This window comes from Leyella stercorea DSM 18206 (assembly GCF_000235885.1).
GTDB classification, from domain to species: Bacteria; Bacteroidota; Bacteroidia; order Bacteroidales; family Bacteroidaceae; genus Prevotella; species Prevotella stercorea.
Window position 1 is genome coordinate 17,441 of sequence record NZ_JH379446.1, and the last position, 18,205, is coordinate 35,645.

The following is an 18,205-nucleotide window of genomic DNA, read 5'->3' on the forward strand; positions in this document are numbered from 1 at the left end:
GAACTTAAGGGCTCAAACAAAGCACTTCGGGACTCTAACGATGAACTTAAGGGCTCAAACAAAGCGCTTCAGGACTCTAATGATGAACTTAAAGGCTCAAACAAAGCACTTCAGGACTCTAACGATGAGCTAATGAACTCAAACAAAGCACTTAAGGACTCTAACGATGAACTTAAAGGCTCAAACAAAGCGCTTCAGGACTCTAACGATGAACTTAAAGGCTCAAACAAAGCGCTTCAGGACTCTAACGATGAGCTAATGAGTTCAAACAAAGCACTTCAAGACTCTAACGATGAGCTTAAATACAACAACAATGAACTTAAGTACAATAACAATGAACTTAAGAACTTTAACAACGAGCTCAAAGACTCCAACAAAGCACTTAAAGACTCTAACAACGAGCTTAAGGGCTCAAACGATGAGCTTAAGGACTCAAACAAAGCACTTCGGGACGCAAATGATGAGCTTGAAAACACCAACAAAAAGCGTGAGTTGATGGCTAATGCCTTTATCATGCTCTGCTATCAGTATATTGAGCGGTTGGACAGTCAGCGCAAACTGGTAATACGTAAAATTAAAGCCAATCAGCAGAACGAACTGCTGAGCATTCTCTCATCTTCAAAGCGAGGCACAGAGGAGAGCCAGAGCTTCTTCTCGCAGTTCGACAAAATCTTCCTCTCGCTCTATCCCTCGTTTGTAAATGAACTGAACTCACTGCTGATACCCGAGGCACAAATCGAGCTTAAGGAAGACAATGAGCTGACTCCAAGTTTGCGTGTAGCAGCCTTGGTAAGACTGGGCGTAACGGAAAGTCCTAAGATTGCCGGCATCCTCTCCTACTCGCTACAAACAATATACAACTATCGCTCTACACTAAAGAACAGCGCCATCGACAAAGAACACTTCGAAGAGAATCTGCAAAAGCTGTGCTCAGTTTATTAAGGGGTTGTTGTAGTGTTGGGGAGAACTGTTGCGTAATGACAAATTATAAATTATTGCTGTCCGGTAAACAATCCGCTACGCGTAGCGCAGGCGCAGCGAGTTGAGCACTACGCTTACGCTTGAGAACGCCATCAGGGCGCTTGCCCACATCGGCGTTATCTGAAAGTCGATGCCGAAGATGTGTAGGGCGCCGGCGGCGAGGGGTATGCAGACGATGTTGTAGACGAACGCCCAGAAGAGGTTCTGCCAAATCATGCGCACGGTGCGCCGACTGAGCTTTACGGCTTCGGGCAGTGCAAGGAGGTCGTCGCCCATCAGCGTAATCTGCGCCACGTCCATCGCCACATCTGTGCCGCGACCGATGGCTATGCCAACGTCGGCGAGGGCGAGTGCCTGAGTGTCGTTAATGCCGTCGCCCACCATAGCCACACGCTTGCCTTCGCCCTGAAGTTGCTGCACAAGCGCCTGCTTGTCGCCTGGCAACACCTTGCTGCGATAGTTGCGTATGCCAGCCTCTGTAGCCCAGTAGTGTGCCGCCTCCTCCTTGTCGCCACTCATCATGTACACCTCAATGCCAGCACGCTGCAGCTGCGCTATCGCCTCCTTGGCGTTAGGCTTCAGTGTTTCGCGCTCTTCGAGCGGTATGTCAGTCGGGCGTGTGAAGTCAATGTTCGGGTTTGGAATGGTGAGCGTGCCCGTCTTGTCGACGACGAGTGCCTGAATCTTATGCAAGTTCTCCAGCGCCGACGCGTCCTTTATCAGAATCTGCTTCTGCGCCGCCTTGCCGATGCCCACCATGAGTGCCGTCGGCGTAGCCAATCCCATTGCACAGGGGCAGGCTATGACGAGCACAGCCACAGCCGAGAGAATAGCGTGCGGCAGTGCGGCGTTGCCGCCTACCGTCCACCACACGCAGAACGTGAGCAGAGCGATGGCAGCCACCGTCGGCACGAACACCCGTGCGGCTCGGTCTACGATGCGCTGCACGGGCGCCTTACTGCCCTGTGCCTCCTGCACCATGCGTATGATGTGCGCAAGAGCTGTGTTCTCGCCAATCTGTCGCGCACGCATGCGCAGCTTGCCCTGGCTCGGTATGGTTCCGGCGAGCACGGTGTCGCCTGCTTTCTTCATTGCCGGAGTGGGTTCGCCGCTTATCATAGCCTCGTCGACATACGCAGCATCAGCGGTCATAAAACTCTCTGCCGCACACACCACACCGTCCACCGGAATTTTCTCTCCGGCGCGCACCTCTATCGTGTCGCCTATCTGAATCGTAGAGATAGGCACCTCCTCCATGCGATAGTCGTCGGTGCCTTCCATCTTCTCGTGCGTCACGATGCGCGCTGTCTTGGGCTGCATGCCCATGAGCTGGCGTATGCTGCTCGCCGTGCTGTCCTTCGCTTTTTCCTCAAGACACCGACCGGTGAGCACGAACGTGATTATCATCACCGAAGCGTCGAAGTAGGTGTGCCACTCTATGCCGCGTGTGCCCCAAACCGCCTCGCCGAAGAACGTGTTGAACGTACTGAAGAGGAACGCTATGAGCGTGCTCAGCGCCACGAGCGAGTCCATGTTCGCCGTGCGATGCGTTATCTGTTTTGCCGCCGACACATAGAAGCGTCTGCCGCAGTAGAACATGTTTAAGAGAGCGAGTATGAGGCAGATTTGGTTGTTAAACTCTCCGTCGCTGCTCATGCCGAAGTACATCGTGAGCGCGGCAAACAGCCACGAAAGCAGCGTACGGCGTCGCAACAGCGTGTATTCACGACGGTTAATCTCCTCGGCGTTGCGGTCGTTCTCCACCACGAGGTCGTAGCCGGCGTTGCTCACCTCGCGCTTCATATCGTCGAGCGTAATCACGTCTGGGTCATAGTCGACGAGCACCGTGCGTGTAGACAGTGTTACCGTAGCCGAGTTGACGCCCCGCAACTTACGGAGCGTATTCTCTACGTTGGCGGCGCAGACAACGCACGCCATACCTATAACTGGAATTGTCTTTTTCATCGTCTATTTACTGCATTTACGGGTTTTATAGGAAAAGTGTATTTTTGAAGCATCAAAAATATAGGAAAAGTGTATTGGGGAGTTTAAAAGCACTACTTCTTCTGCGTATCGGGCAGCAGTCCGGCGATGATGCCGAGCAGCGGCAGGAATGCGCTTACCTTGAAGATGAATTCGACGCTGGTCTTGTCGGCGAGCCATCCGAAGAACGCCGAACCGATGCCACCCAGTCCGAACATAAGACCGAAGAAGATGCCGGCGATGAGTCCTACTTTATCGGGCATGAGGTCGGTGGCGTAGACCACTATCGAGGAGAACGCCGAGGCGATGATGAGTCCGGAGAGGAAGGTGAACACGATGGTCCACGTCAGACTGACGTAGGGCATGGCGAGGGCGAACGGAGCCGCGCCAAGGATGGAGAACCATATCACGTACTTGCGTCCGAAGCGGTCGCCGAACACGCCGCCGGCGAGCGTGCCGATGGCGAAGGCGGCGAGGAACACGAAGAGGCATATCTGCGAAGCCTGCACCGAGACGCCGAACTTGTCGATGAGGTAGAACGTGAAGTAGCTCGTGATGCAGGATGTGTAGAAGTATTTCGAGAAGACGAGCAGGATGAGTATGAGCAATGCGCCGTACTTTGCGCGTCGGGAGATGTGCGTGTTCAGCACTTCCGCCTTGCGCGGATGCTTCACGGCGTACTGCAGGCGGGCTTTATACCACGCTCCGAGGCGCACCATGATGAGTGCTGCGAGCAGGGCGGCTATGGCGAACCACGATATGGCGTGCTGTCCGAAGGGCAGGATGATGAGCGCTGCGAGCAACGGACCGAGCGCCGAACCGCCGTTGCCGCCCACCTGGAAGATAGACTGTGCGAGACTTTTCTTGCCGCCCGATGCCAACTGAGCCACGCGCGACGCCGTAGGGTGGAACATGGACGAGCCAAAGCCCACGACGCTCACAGCCAGCAGTATGAGCAGATAGTTCTCGGCGAACGCAAGCATGAGCAGTCCGGCGAGCGTGAAGCACATGCCGACGGAGAGCGCATAGGGGCGCGGATGGCGGTCGGCAGACAGTCCGGTGAAGGGCTGCAGAATGGAGGATGTCATCTGAAAGACAAGCGTTATGATGCCGATCTGCGCGAACGAGAAGTCGAACTTGTCCTTGAGGATAGGATAGATAGACGGAATGATCGACTGTATCATGTCGTTCAGAAAGTGAGATATGCAACAGATGACGAGCACGTAATAGACCGTGCTCTCTGTCATTGTAGGGTTGCCTTTAAGGATGCGGCTTATTGATTTCATATACTTTTACTTCTTTACTTTTTTACTTTTAAAAGCGTTTGTGGGTGCGTGGTATGGGTGCGTGGTATGGGCAAGATGCCCATACCTCCTATTTAGCTGCAAAGTTACTGCTTTAATCTGAAACGCAACGCCAATACATAAAATATATAACCGAAAAAGCCGGAGGCAACGATGCCTCCGGCTTCTAACTCTAACAACAAATTTTGAGAGGAGCTTTACTTCACCTCCTCTGGCAGTACGGGCATTGCGCCGTTCTGCGTGCAGACGTATGCACTCACTCTCACTGCGCGCTCGTGAGCCTCAGTCACCGGCATTCCGGCGAGTATAGAAGCACAGAAGGTGCCCGTGAATGAGTCGCCTGCACCAACGGTGTCAGCCACCTCTACCTTCGGTGTGGGCTGGAACGACATCTCGCCCGGCGTGAACACGTACGATCCGTTTACGCCGCATGTGAGCACGAGCATATCGAGGTCGTACTTGCCAAGGATGAGCCAGCACTTGTTCTCGATGTCCAAGCCCGGATAGCCGAACATTCTGCCGATGAGCACAAGCTCCTCGTCGTTGATCTTAAGAACGTTGCAGCGCTTCATGCTCTCGCAGATAACATCCTTTGTGTAGAAGTCCTGGCGCAGGTTGATGTCGAATATCTTCATGCAATCGGCAGGTGTAGCGTCGAGGAACTTGTAGATAGTCTCGCGGCTCACCACGTTGCGCTGAGCGAGCGAGCCCCAGCACACAGCCTTTGTGTTCTCGGCGATAGCCTTCACCTCGTCGGTGAACGGGATGTTATCCCACGCCACATTCTCCTTTATGTCGTATGTAGGTATGCCCTCGTCGTCGAGCTTCACCTGCACGGTGCCGGTTGGGTAAGGCACGCGCGGCATGCAATACTGCAAGCCCTTCTCCTCGAGCTGCTGCACGGTCTCGTCAGCGAGCTTGTCCTCACCAAGAGCGCTCACAGCGATAGAGTTCAAGCCGAACTGACCGGCGTGGAACGCGAAGTTAGCCGGTGCACCACCAAGTTTCTTACCTTCAGGAAGCACGTCCCAGAGTGCCTCGCCGAGTCCTACTACATATTTCTTTTCCATAGTTCTATTGTTTTCAGTTATTGTTTTTTTTGAATAAGCCGAGCATTTTAAGCCGAACTAAGCCTTTCTAAGCCTTTCTAAGGCAGCGTTTAAGCCTTCCTAAGCCTTTTTAGGCTAACTAAGCCCTCCCCGACGGAGAGGGTTGGGAGGGGCTTTTTACTTTTTTACTCTTTTACTTTTTTACTTTTAGATTAGTTCTGCTTTACTTTAGGTATATAGCTGAGCAGATAAACCACGCCAATAGCCATCACAGCAGCAGCCCAAACCTGCGGATACTGAGCGCCGGCAGCCTTTGCAGCGTCGCTGGCGAAGCCCATGAGGAGCGGGAACACAGTGCCGCCGAACAGACCCATGATCATAAGGCCCGAAACCTCGTTCTTCTTCTCCGGCGCAGAGAGCATTGCCTGCGAGAAGACGATAGAGAACACGTTTGAGTTGCCGTAGCCTACGAGAGCGATAGCTGCCCAAAGTTCCCACTTCTCTGTGCCGAACACGAAGCCCACCATAGCGAGTGCCATCATGAGCACGATGATTGTGAAGAAGGTGCGGATATTTAGCTTGCGCATAAGGATTGAGCCGGTGAAACATCCGAGCGTACGGAATGCGAAATAGATTGACGTAGCGTACTCGAACTGGCTGAGCGAGTCGCCGGCACCGCCAAGACGCTCGAACAACACTTTCGGTGCAACAGCGTTAGTACCCACGTCGATGCCCACGTGGCACATGATGCCGATGAACGAGAGCAGGATGATAGGCGAACCGAGCATCTTCAGACAGTCGCCGAAGCCGGAAGCCTTGCCTTCGATGGGTTCTTCCTCGATGTGTGTCATGCCGAGCCACAGCGTAGCCACCATACCTATAACGAAGAAGAGCAGGAAGAGGATGCGCCAGCTGAGTCCGAGGATAGGAGCTGTAGTGGTAGCGCCCCAAGCAGCGATGAGCGGAGCGATGAACGAAGCGATAGCCTTAACGAACTGACCGAAGGTGAGCGTAGAAGCCAGATGGCCCTTAACGAGCATCGTCACGAGCGGGTTGATGCCGGTCTGCATGATGGCGTTGCCTATGCCGAGCAGCGAGAAAGAGATGTACATCAGCCAAAGCTGGCTCTCCTTTGTAGGCATAAAGCTGTCGAAGAGCGGCAGGAACACAGCCAATGTTGTAATTACTACTGAGAGCAGCACGGTCTTCTTTCTACCTATCTTATTCATGAGCATGCCCGTAGGCACAGAGAAGATAAGGAACCAGAAGAACACGAGCGAGGGGAAGAAGTTTGCAGCAGAGTCGGAGAGTCCGAAGTCTTCCTGCATGTTGTTTGAAACCGCACCGACCAGGTCGACGAAGCCCATAGTGAAGAAGGCAATCATCACCGGGATGAGTGTCAGTTTGCTTTGATTGGAATTGTTCATTGCGTATGAAACTTTTAGTTATTAGTTGAGTTGAGAATTAATTTCTGCAGCAAAATTACGCTAAACGTGCCGAGCAGAGCGAAAATTATGTTACATAAAGTTGTAATAATCGCATTGCACAACATATTTGCTACAGATGCAACATTCGTACTATTGCGCTTTACACAGTACAAGAAAGCGGAGGTGTGATATCCTCCGCTTTTTCGTATTAAGGGTTTTTATATTTACTCCGAATATCGGTGGCGCCTTTTAGTAGTTCTTGTTCTGCTTATACAAGCCAGGCACATAGTAGAGCTGGTTGTAAGGAATCGGGTAGAACTCGTTCTTGCCAGCCGTGTAGTGGGCATCCTTAAGATACGTAGCGTATGTCTGTCCGTCGTACACGTCGTTCTTCTCGGTTGCGAAGTAGGCGTTGAGAGTCTTTGAAGCCAATCCCCAGCGACGCAGGTCGAAGTAGCGTCCGTTCTCCATTGCAAGCTCCAGACGGCGCTCCCAACGCAGACACTTGCGTGCCGTCTCCTTGTCCTTGAAGTAAGACTCGGGATAGAGCGCTATCTCGCACTGATCCTTGGCGTAAGCGATGTGCTTGTCTACAGAGTTCTTCGCACGCTGGCGAATGTCGTTGATTATGATGCGAGCCTCAGCAAGCTGGTCGGTCTCGATGAGAGCCTCTGCACGCATGAGCATCACATCGGAGAAGCGGAACACATAGTCGTTCATAGCGAACGCCTGCCATGAGCCGTTGTAGGTCTCGCCCTTAGAGCGCTGCGGCACCTCCTTCATAGAGCAGTAGTAGCCGTAAGTGTTCGGTGTGCGACTGTTAGCCTTTGTGAGCGTATACTCCTTCTCATACTTGTACGGGAAAGTAGGCATACCCACGGTATGGAAGAGACGCGGATCCCATTTCTGGGTGGTCGTCTGACCGTTGACGGGATAGTCGATATGCTTGTTATAATCGTCAAACTCGGGCAGTCCGTTCTTTGTCTTGAAGGCGTTCACGAGGTCCTGCGACGGCTTGTGGAAGTCCCATCCGCACGACCACATTCCCCAAACACCGTTGAGCACGTTGCTCCAGTTGGCACGTCCGAAGGTGGTATTGTCGTCCTTGTAGTCGGAAGTCTGCACAGCGAACACACTCTCCTTGCTGTTCTTATGTTCGGGCAGGAAGATGTCGCCGTAGTCTTCAAGATAGCCGAAGTAGGGCGAGTTCTTCACCACGTTTGTGTATTCAATCACCTTCTGCATATACTCCTTGTTGATGTGGTCGTAGCCGTTGGTTGCCTCGTAGCCATCGCCGTAGGCAAGCGTCAGATAGCACTTGGCGAGATATGCCGCAGCAGCAACGCGGTTGACGCGGTTCTGCTCTTTCTGCATCTCGGGCAGTACGTCGTAAGCCTCCTTGAAGTCGTTTATTATCTTGCCGAACAACTCCTGGTATGTAAACTCGTCGTTGCGGGTCTTCTCCTGAAGATTGTTTTTCGTTACGTTCTCGTCAATCCAAGGCACCTGGCGGAACATGGTGATGAGCTTGAAGTAGAAGTGGGCGCGCAGGAACTTCACCTCTGCCACACGCTGCTTCGTCATCTCCTCGCCAAGCTTGCTGTTGCCATACTGTTCAAGCGAGAGCAGCGCGCGGTTGCAGCGGCTAACAGCACAGTAGAGGCGATACCAAAGTTCGTCGAACTCGCCCGGTGTAGAAGTCATGGTCGACCAAATCTCCATCGGATGATAGCCAGTGTCGGTAGTGCCCGATCCGCCCTTCAAACAGTCGTCTGACGACAAATCGCCGTAAGGCCAGAGGTTGAACGGATAAGAGTACCAGCAGTCGCCGAGCATGGCGTATGCCGAATTGACCATATCGTCGGGGAGTTTGAAAGCCTTGTTCTGATCGACTACGCCCTTCGGAGAGTCGTCGAGGAAATCGCTGCACGATGTTACAGTGCCGAGCGTGAGCATCGCTGCAAATATATATTTATATAAATTTTTCATTGTTCTGATTCTTTAAATTGTTTTGACTTCTTTGCAATATCAATAGCTCCTTAGAAACTGAGCTGCAGTCCGAACGACACTGACGAAGAGTGAGGATATGCCCAGTTGGGGTTCTCGGGGTCGGAGATGGTGAAGCTGCTGCTCTTCCATGTGAAGAGGTTCTGACCCGAAACATATACACGAGCCGATGTCATGTGGAGCTTCTTCAGGAGCGAGTCGCTGAAGTTGTAGCCAAGCTGCAGCGTGCGGAGCTTCATCCAGTTGCCGTGTTCCACGAAGTAAGTAGAGGCGCGTCCCTCGTCACCGGTGTTGTTGGTTGTGAGCGCCGGTATCTTAGAAGAAGTGTTGTCCTCGGTCCAAGCGCCAAGCATACGGTTGCCCTTGTTGCTTCCGGCGTCGGTGATGCTCCAGAAGTCGGTCTGGAATTTCTGGTTGTTGTAAACATCTACGCCGCATACTCCCTGGAAGAACATAGAGAGGTCGAAGTTCTTGTATCCGAGCTGCACGTTAAGACCCCAGTTGAAGTCGGGCACCGGATTGAATATCCATGTCTGGTCCTTTGCGTCGATAGTGCCGTTGTGGTCGAGGTCGGCATACTTCAATCCGCCCACACGAGCGTTAGGCTGACCAGAGGCTTTTGCCTCCTCGCTGTTCTGGAAGAGTCCATCTACAACGTAGCCCACGATAGAGCCGTAAGGCTTCTTCGACTGCACGAGGTTCTCCTTCATTGTGTGTGCATACGAGCCGGTTGTGGTAGAAGGCAGATACGTCACCTTGTTGCGGAAGAAGTCAACATTGGCAGAGACGTCGTAGCGCAGTCCATACTTGGTGGTGTGGCGATAGCCCACGTTAGCCTCCATACCTATGTTTCGAAGCGACGGACCATTTGACCAGCTTGCTCCACCCTCACCCATAGTGGCAAGAAAAGCAGGAGAGATGAGCATGTCCTTCACATCCTTGATGTATGCGTCTATTGATCCATAGAGTTCCTGGTTGAACATCATGAAGTCGGCACCTACGTTATATTGTATTGTTGTCTCCCACTTAAGATTATCATTGCCAGTCTGTGTGGCGCGGAAGCCTGACGGGAAGATGCCAGTACCTTGACGATAGAGGTCGTAAGCGGTAGATGTCACACGGTCGGCACCATAGTCGGCTACATATAGTCCGTAGCGTGCTGTGTTAGAAATCTCTTGGTTACCAGTCTTACCCCATGATGCACGAAGCTTAAGATCGTTTATCCACGATGCTTTCAGATTCTTCGAAAGACGATAGCCCAAAGTAGCTGCAGGGAAGTTGCCATAGCGATTGTTCTTACCGAAACGCGAGCTGCCGTCGCGACGTATGGTGAACGAAGCAAGGATAAGATCCTGCCAGTTGTAGTCGACCTTACCGAAGAACGAAGCCAGCGAGTAGCCAGAACCGATACCCGTAGCGCGCTCAATACCCGTAGCGGCATCGGGCCACATATAGTCCTTGTCCTCTATCACGAAGCTCTGGGCATACGCACCCATATCCTCTACGGTCTGCTTGTGCAGTTCCATACCAGCAAGCACCGTGAAGTCGTGGTCGCGTGCAATCTTGAAGTTGTAGTTGGCTGTGTTACTCCATGTCCAGCGCACGTCGTCGTGGGCAGAGAGTGTGGTGCTTGGTATGTCGTTGTTCACGATGTCCGACTTGAACGTGTGGTTCATCGAGCGAATGAACGAATGGTAGTAGTCGAGACCGAAATTAGAACGGAGCACAAGGCCCTTCAGCGGTTTCACATCTACATAGGCATTGCCGAACACACGCCATATCTTCAGTGCGTTGTCGCGGTTCATGTACATCTCGCGCAGAGGGTTCTGACGGTCGCTCATACCACCCACCGGACCAGCGAATGTAGTGCCGTCTTCTTCATATACGGGCACCGTAGGCGACATCTTCAACGCATTCTCCATCGGTGCGCTGTTTACCTGCTTCGAGTAAGTAACCGTAGCGTTCTCGCCTACACTTACAATCTTGTTCACATTGTATGTAGAGTTGAATCGGGCAGAGAAGTTCTCGAAGTTAGAATACTTCAAGATACCGTCGTTCTTCTTGTAGCCTGCCGAAAAAAGACCTGTGAACTTGTCGGTGGCACCCGACAAAGAGAGGTCGTAGTTCTGCATGAAACCGGTGCGCGAAATCTCGTCAAGCCAGTCGGTGTCCGACAGTCGCATTGTTTTCTTTGCATTGATATAGCCGTCGTATGCACCGTTTACGGTATATGTCTTATAGCTGTTTGAGGCAGGATCGTATGCCTTGATGGTGCGGCCGGTAGAGGCATTGAGGTCAAGACCATAGTTGTGGGCATAAGCCACGGGGTCAAGACCATCGTTGAGTGCAGCCTGAGCCATTGCCGTTGCATACTCTGAGGTGTTGCAGAGCTTCATCATCGACTGCGAGTTGTAGAACTGAGCAGTAAGGTTTGCTGAGAAGTCGACATTCAGCTTGCTACCCTTCTTGCCATGCTTTGTGGTGATGATGATTACGCCGTTGGCAGCACGCGAACCATAGATAGATGCCGAAGCAGCATCCTTGAGCACCTGCATACTCTCAATATCGTTCATGTTGAGCGAGTTGAGGGTTGTGGTGGTAGGCACACCGTCGATAACAAAGAGAGGATCTTGAGAAGAATTGAACGAACCGATACCACGAATGCGAACCGTACCGGTGCCAATTGGCGAACCGTCGGTGGTGATAGTCATGCCCGGCACCTTGCCTTGAAGCGAACGCATAGGATCTGTGTCGGCTGACGACTTGAGGTCTTTGGTACTTACTACAGATACAGAACCCGTCAAGTCGGCCTTGCGCTGCACCTGGTAACCGGTTACTACCACTTCGCCGAGCACCTCTGAGTTGTCCTGAAGCACAATCTTGAGGTTTTCGCCTGCCTTCACCTCCTGGTCTTTGCAACCTATATAAGAGATGATAAGGGTTTCGCCTGGCTTCACGTCAAGTTTGAAGTTGCCGTCGATATCCGTCACTGTACCCATGTTCTTGGCGCCCTTAACCTTAACCGATGCACCGATAATAGGTTCACCGGCGTTGTCGGTCACTGTTCCACCGATGCCGTTGGTCTGAGCATATGCGCCTGACCCAGTGAGCATGAGCATACCTACTAAAGCTACTTTTGCTTTTTTCATAAGTTTTACGTTTTTTGTTTTGGGTTTAAGTTTTACGGTTGCAAAGTTAGAAAACAAAAGATGAGTAATATTTTATGAATCGTTCACAAAATATCACTCATGTTACATGCAACAATCGTTGACTAAATAGTCAAAAACGTTGAGTTGTTTTCTTATTTTGTCACGAAAAGCTAAACCTTCATCTCCTCTCTGACATCTGTCGGATACTTGTCATACTGCTTTTTGAAGCATGAGGAGAAGTAGCCAGGGGTGGCAAATCCCACTTCGTTAGCTATTTCTGATACTGTTTTATCTGTTGTTTTGAGCAGCTGCATGGCGCGCTTGAGTCGTGTCTCGCGCAAAATCTCAACAGGAGTCATGCCCGTAAGCGCCTTCACCTTGCGATAGAGCTGCACACGCGAGAGTCCTACTTCGTCGCCCAGATCTTCTATCTTGAGATTGGTATTCGACATGTGCTTCTCCATTGCCTTGAGGAAGGTATCGAGGAAGCGGCGGTCGGGCGAAGGGGAGTTTTGAGTGGTGAGGTGTTGAGATGGTGTGGTGTTGAGGTGTTGAGTATTGAGGTTTTGAGTTTTGAACAGTTGGCGCAGCTTCTGACGGTTGGCAAGCAGCGACGCGATGTTGGCAAGCAGCAAGTCGGCGCTGAACGGCTTTGTCATGTATATGTCGGCACCGGTCTGCAATCCTTCGATGTGCTGCTGCTCGCTGCTGCGTGCTGTAAGCAGCAATACGGGAATGTGACTTGTTGCCTCGTGTTGCTTAAGACGGGTGCAGAAGGCGAGTCCGTCCATTACGGGCATCATCACGTCCGACACTACGATGTCGGGCACACTCTCCACTGCGAGCTTCAGTCCGCTCTGTCCGTCGGCAGCTTCTATAACATAGTAGCGGTCGAGCAGCAGCGTGCGCAGATAAGCACGCATGTCGGCGTTGTCGTCCACGATGAGCACTGTGGCGAGTTCCTCGGCATTGTCGTTGATAAGTGTGTCGTGACGACTCTCCTGCACAGCCTTGCGACTTGCTAAGAGTTGCTCGTCGGTAGTTACAGTGGTGTCGTCAACGGTGGCGCTGTTCTCGCGACGGAACAGCAGCACATCGCCCACAAGGCGCTGCAACTGTTCTACGTTGCGCTGCACGATACCCACGAGCTGCTGCCGGTCGCCCTTGCCTTCTGCGAGTTGGTTGACCGGTCCGGCTATAAGCGTGAGCGGAGTACGCAACTGATGCGATGCGTTTGTGAAGAATCGAGTCTGCTCATCATTCAGTTCGCGCATTCGACGGTTGGCACGACGTGTGGCTTTCACAGCACGCCATGTTGTGAAAACAGCTACAGCCAACAGCAGAATAACGAGGAATGCCACAGCGAGCAGCGTACGCTGGAGATGATAAAAGCCGAGATACGTTTCGAGTTTCGACTGTATAGTGGCGAGATACCGGTTCTGCTTCATCAGCGAGCTGCTGCTAAGTGCTATATCGGCTACGTTTTGCGGTGTCACGACAATGCTTTTCTGGTTATTCGTACGCTCGAACGGCTTACCCTCAAGTATGCGCAGAGCGAGAGCTATCACTTCCTCGCCATGCGTAGGATAGATGTACGACGCGGCGAGTTGTCCGTTCTGCACAGCGTCAAGACCCTCGCCCGGCAGTCCGTCGATGCCAAGAAAGCGTATCTCACGCTCTTTGTGCAACTCTTTTGCAGCCTCGTAAGCTCCCATAGCAGCAAGGTCGCTATGACAGAACACTACATCTACCGCCTTGCCGTTCTCCAGCCATTCACGCATAATGCGCTTGCAGTCGTCATACGACCATTGACTTGGCAAATGGCGATAGTCGACTGAGGGATTGTTGCTGATGACTTCGCTAAATCCGGCGTGACGCTGTGCGGCAGGCGATATTGCGAGCGGTCCGGTCATCTCCAGCACAATAGGGCGTCGTCCGTCTGTCTTAACACTATCACGGCATAGCAAAACTGCATACTCCGCCATCTTGCGTCCTGCCTCAACGTTGTCGCCCCCGATATAAGCGGTATAGTCTTTCAATGCTGTAGTACGGTCGAAGAAAACAATAGGAATGTTCTTTTCGCGAGCGCGTTGCAGACTGCCATTCAGAGCATGGTAGTCATTAGGCGAAACCACAAGCAAGTCGACACCTTCGTCCACAAGACTGTCTATCTGCAAGCATTGGCGTTCGTTGTTGTTGTCGGCATTCTTTATTATCACTTTCACATCATTGTCGTAGAGGTGTTGCGCCGAGAGCATCTCTACGTTGGCTTTCTCGCGCCATCGTCCGCCTACACACTGCGATACACCTATCTTATATTTATAGTTGGTGGTGCAACCGCTGAGCGTAACAAGCGTCGCAAATAATATAAATAATAATGTATTAGAGATTCTGGTTTTCATAAATATGTTTTAGGTTTTAATGTTTTCGTCAACAAAGTTAAGTAATTTATCGAAAACGTGTATGCAACATTTTAAACAATTAGTGTAAGATTTGTTTCATACGCTGTTTTCTGCAATTTTATGAAACATAAATGGCATACAGATTTAGATACATAGCTTAATTTTGCAGCAAAAGCTGAGAGTCTACCGGCTCGGCAATTTCGATTATTCTAAAAACCTATATAAAATATGAACAAATCTTTCTTCAGCCGTACAGCGGCAGCGTCGCTCCTCGTAGGACTTGCAATGACAGCCTCAGCGCAGCAGACTCGTTTTCTCAGTGGCAACCACTGCATCTATCGTGTTGACAAATCGCAGAAATACCTGCTCTTGCCAGTGCAGGAGAAGGCTGAGATGTGCAACGTGAAGGTCATAGACAGCAACAACCAGGTGAAGGCGTTCAACATACGCCTGGCTTCGAACCACATCGACTATTATGTGCCGTTCGTCCTCGACGAGTATAAGGAGAGCAGCAATATCTCTTTCGACATCCACGTGAACGGCACCTACCGCAACGATGGCGGCATCGCGAGCTTCACCTGCTGGAAGAACATGAAGTACGCCGACTCGCTCGACCTCTCCAACCGCGAGCAGTATCGCCCGGTCTACCACCACACTCCTACTTACGGATGGATGAACGACCCGAACGGCATGTTCTACAAGGACGGCGTATGGCATCTCTACTTCCAGTACAACCCGTACGGATCGCAGTGGGAGAACATGACATGGGGCCACTCTACGTCTACCGACCTCATGCACTGGAAGTTCGAGGGCGAGGCTGTAGAGCCTGACGCATGGGGCACTATATTCTCTGGTTCGGCTGTGGTAGACCACAACAATACTGCCGGATTCGGTAAGGATGCCGTAGTGGCTATGTACACGTCGGCTGGCGAGAGCCAGACGCAGAGCCTCGCCTACAGCAACGACAACGGCATGACGTTCACAAAACACGAGGGCAACCCCATAATCACAAGCAGCGCACCCGACTTCCGCGACCCGCACATGTTCTGGAACGAGGATATCAAGAAGTGGAACATGATTCTTGCCGAGGGTCAGCACATGAACATCTACTCGTCTGACGACCTTAAGGACTGGAAGCTCGAGAGCCAGTTCGGTGCCGAATACGGCAACCACGGCGGCGTATGGGAGTGCCCCGACCTTATGAAACTGCGCGTGCGCGGCACCGACACATATAAGTGGCTCCTCATCTGCAACATCAACCCCGGCGGACCGTTCGGTGGTTCGGCTACACAGTATTTCGTGGGCGACTTCGACGGTAAGAAGTTCACATGCGAGACGGCTCCCGAAGTGACACGCTGGATGGACTACGGCAAGGACCACTACGCTACCGTGACCTTCGACAACGCTCCTAACGGTCGCCACGTGGCTATGGCATGGATGAGCAACTGGCAGTATGCCAATCAGGTGCCTACAATGCAGTATCGCTCGGGCAACTCAATTCCGCGCGACCTTGACCTCTACGAGTACGAAGGCAACACCTACTGCGGCGTAACTCCGTCGCCTGAGATGACGGCGGCGCGCCCGAAGAAGTCGACAAAGACGCTTAGCGAGTCGTGCGAAATGGTCGTAACGCTCAAGGGCACAGCCACAATCACTCTCTTCAACGAAAAGGGCGAAAAGGTGGTGATGGTCTACGACGACAAGATTCGCACGTTCACCGTCGACCGCTCAAAGAGCGGACTGAAGGACTTCAGCGACGACTTCGCGGCCGTCACAACGGCTCCGGTTCACGGCAAGATGACTCAGCTCAGAGTGTTCATCGACCGCTGTAGCATCGAGGCGTTCGACGCCGAAGGTCGCATGGCTATGACCAACCTCGTATTCCCGACCAAGCCCTACAACAAGGTCATGGTCAAAGGCAAGGCAAAATACGCTGTCTATAACCTGAAGTAGCAAAAGGGCTACTTTACAAAATACTGAAATAAACGTATATACGGCATCACCCGTGCGAGTAATCGTTCGGCGTGATGCCGTATGTTTTTTAGCATACACGCTCAGCGTGGGTCGGAAGTTCTAACACATTAAAGCATAAGTAGTAGGTTTTAAATAAGCCAAAAGTGGGCTGCGGGCAGTGGAAAGTGTCAAGGAAAGTCGCCCAAACGTAGGACTTCAGTCATCGGACACCGAACGCAATCTGATCGGACACCGAACGCAATCCGATCAGACACCGAACGCAATCCGATCAGACGGCGGACGCAAACCGATCAGACGGCGGACGCAAACGGCAACTATTCTCTACACTTCGCACCTCTCTGCCAGCCCTCTTCTACCCAAAAAAGCAACTAATAACTAACATTTTATCTATCTTTGTGCACGTCAAGACCGCATACAGCTTTCATAGGCTTGCATATTTGGGGTTAATGATTTCTTCCCAAAAATAAATATAATTTGTGACTTAGAGCACGTTGATACAAGATTTTAGATATGTCGGTCTTGACATTTCAACTCAAGCAGCGAGCACTTGGAGATATTCATTTCTGTTTTTTATCCCAACTGGCTTATAATTCGGAAATTTTATCTAAATTTGTACCGTTGTATTCTGCACAAGTTGCGACAACCAAACATTAAAGCAATGAAAAATCAATTCCGAAAAATAATGCTTTTAGCTGCACTCGCGATATTCTCACTCTCAGCTTGCAGCGACGATGAAAACAATACAACTCCGCAGTCAAAGCCGACGTATGATATGACGGGCTTTGCAAAGGGTGCGGACGTGAGCTGGCTGACCGAAATGGAGAAGGCTGGCAGCAAGTTCTATAATGCAAGCGGCGCCGAGCAGGACTGCATGACGCTGCTGCGCGACCTTGGCGTGAACTCCATCCGACTGCGCGTGTGGGTGGATCCGCAGGACGGCTGGTCGGGCAAGCAGGATGTGCTCGCAAAGGCGTGGCGCGCTAAGAATCTCGGTCAGCGCATCATGATCGACTTCCACTACTCTGACTCGTGGGCTGACCCTGGCAAGCAGAACATTCCGGCTGCTTGGACTGACTTTAAGGACGACCTGCAGAAGATGAAGGCAGCCGTGGCTGACCACACAACGGACGTGCTCAGTTATCTCAAAGAGAACGGCATCGACGTGGAGTGGATTCAGATTGGCAACGAGACAACGACGGGTATGCTGTGGCCGTTGGGCTTGGCTTCGGACAACAACTTCGCTAACTACGCCGCACTTAACAACGCCGGCTACGACGCTGCCAAGGCTGTGTACCCTGAGGCTCAATGCATCATACACATCGACCAGGGCAATGTGCTCGGTCGCTTCACATGGATGTTCGACGGCTTGAAGGCTGCCGGCGCAAAGTGGGACGTGATAGGCATGTCGCTCTATCCAGAGGACGACAACTGGCAAACGGTGACGGACGACTGCCTGGCGAACATCTCAACGCTCGCCGCTCGCTACGGCAAGAAGGTTATGGTGTGCGAGATTGGCATGGCATGGGACTCGGAGAATGCTGCCGCAATGATGCAGAAGATGGTAGAGGGATGCAAGGCGAACGCTTCGTGTCTCGGCATCTTCTACTGGGAGCCGGAATGCTGCGGCGGCTGGAAAGAATATAACAAGGGAGCGTTCGACGCAAACGGCAAGCCGACGGCGACGCTGGATGCTTTTAAAAGTAAAAAGGTAAAAAAGTAAAAAGCCCCTCCCAACCCTCCCCGTCGGGGAGGGCTCAGGAAGGCTTAGTCTGCAATGGCTTAAGAAGGCCTAAGAAGGCTTAGGAAGGCTTAGTCTGCAATGGCTTAAGAAGGCCTAAGAAGGCTTAGTTCGGCTTAGACGCTGCCTTAAACAGGCTTAGTTCGGCTTAAACACCTCCCTCAACACCTCACCATCTCAACACCTCAACA

10 protein-coding genes are annotated in these 18,205 nt (G+C 52.0%); 3 read left to right on the plus strand and 7 right to left on the minus strand.

The annotated features are described in order from the left end of the window. A partial coding sequence (locus HMPREF0673_RS14755) for a DUF6377 domain-containing protein (RefSeq protein ID WP_007901215.1) occupies positions 1 to 942 on the plus strand: 942 nt, incomplete at its 5' end. Positions 943 to 1,017: 75 nt separating this feature from the next. Here the strand turns inward: HMPREF0673_RS14755 and HMPREF0673_RS09025 are convergent. The 7 genes from HMPREF0673_RS09025 to HMPREF0673_RS09055 form a co-directional block, all read right to left on the minus strand. Continuing rightward, on the minus strand, positions 1,018 to 2,946 hold the full coding sequence (locus tag HMPREF0673_RS09025) for a heavy metal translocating P-type ATPase (protein WP_007901217.1): 1,929 nt from the start codon (positions 2,944 to 2,946) through the stop codon (positions 1,018 to 1,020). A 92-nt stretch (positions 2,947 to 3,038) separates the two neighbouring features. Continuing rightward, positions 3,039 to 4,250: an MFS transporter gene (locus tag HMPREF0673_RS09030; RefSeq protein ID WP_007901220.1), complete on the minus strand. Its 1,212-nt coding sequence runs from the start codon at positions 4,248 to 4,250 to the stop codon at positions 3,039 to 3,041. 215 nt (positions 4,251 to 4,465) lie between these two features. Then, a complete protein-coding gene (locus HMPREF0673_RS09035) occupies positions 4,466 to 5,338 on the minus strand; it encodes a carbohydrate kinase family protein (RefSeq protein ID WP_007901221.1) in 873 nt (290 codons plus the stop codon). A gap of 191 nt (positions 5,339 to 5,529) precedes the next feature. Beyond that, positions 5,530 to 6,744 (minus strand): MFS transporter, encoded by a 1,215-nt coding sequence (locus HMPREF0673_RS09040; RefSeq protein WP_007901222.1) that lies wholly within the window; start codon positions 6,742 to 6,744, stop codon positions 5,530 to 5,532. Positions 6,745 to 6,993: 249 nt separating this feature from the next. Continuing rightward, positions 6,994 to 8,733 (minus strand): RagB/SusD family nutrient uptake outer membrane protein, encoded by a 1,740-nt coding sequence (locus HMPREF0673_RS09045; RefSeq protein WP_007901225.1) that lies wholly within the window; start codon positions 8,731 to 8,733, stop codon positions 6,994 to 6,996. Positions 8,734 to 8,783: 50 nt separating this feature from the next. After that, on the minus strand, positions 8,784 to 11,900 hold the full coding sequence (locus tag HMPREF0673_RS09050; protein WP_007901227.1) for a SusC/RagA family TonB-linked outer membrane protein: 3,117 nt from the start codon (positions 11,898 to 11,900) through the stop codon (positions 8,784 to 8,786). 170 nt (positions 11,901 to 12,070) lie between these two features. Next, positions 12,071 to 14,302 (minus strand): hybrid sensor histidine kinase/response regulator transcription factor, encoded by a 2,232-nt coding sequence (locus HMPREF0673_RS09055; RefSeq protein WP_007901228.1) that lies wholly within the window; start codon positions 14,300 to 14,302, stop codon positions 12,071 to 12,073. 228 nt (positions 14,303 to 14,530) lie between these two features. On the opposite strand from HMPREF0673_RS09055, the gene HMPREF0673_RS09060 reads away from it, so the two are divergent. Next, the gene (locus HMPREF0673_RS09060) at positions 14,531 to 16,255 is read left to right on the plus strand and encodes a DUF4980 domain-containing protein (protein ID WP_007901230.1); all 1,725 of its coding nucleotides are present in this window, start codon (positions 14,531 to 14,533) and stop codon (positions 16,253 to 16,255) included. A 679-nt stretch (positions 16,256 to 16,934) separates the two neighbouring features. Then, a complete protein-coding gene (locus HMPREF0673_RS09065; RefSeq protein ID WP_007901231.1) occupies positions 16,935 to 17,996 on the plus strand; it encodes a glycoside hydrolase family 53 protein in 1,062 nt (353 codons plus the stop codon). Positions 17,997 to 18,205: the final 209 nt, after the last annotated feature.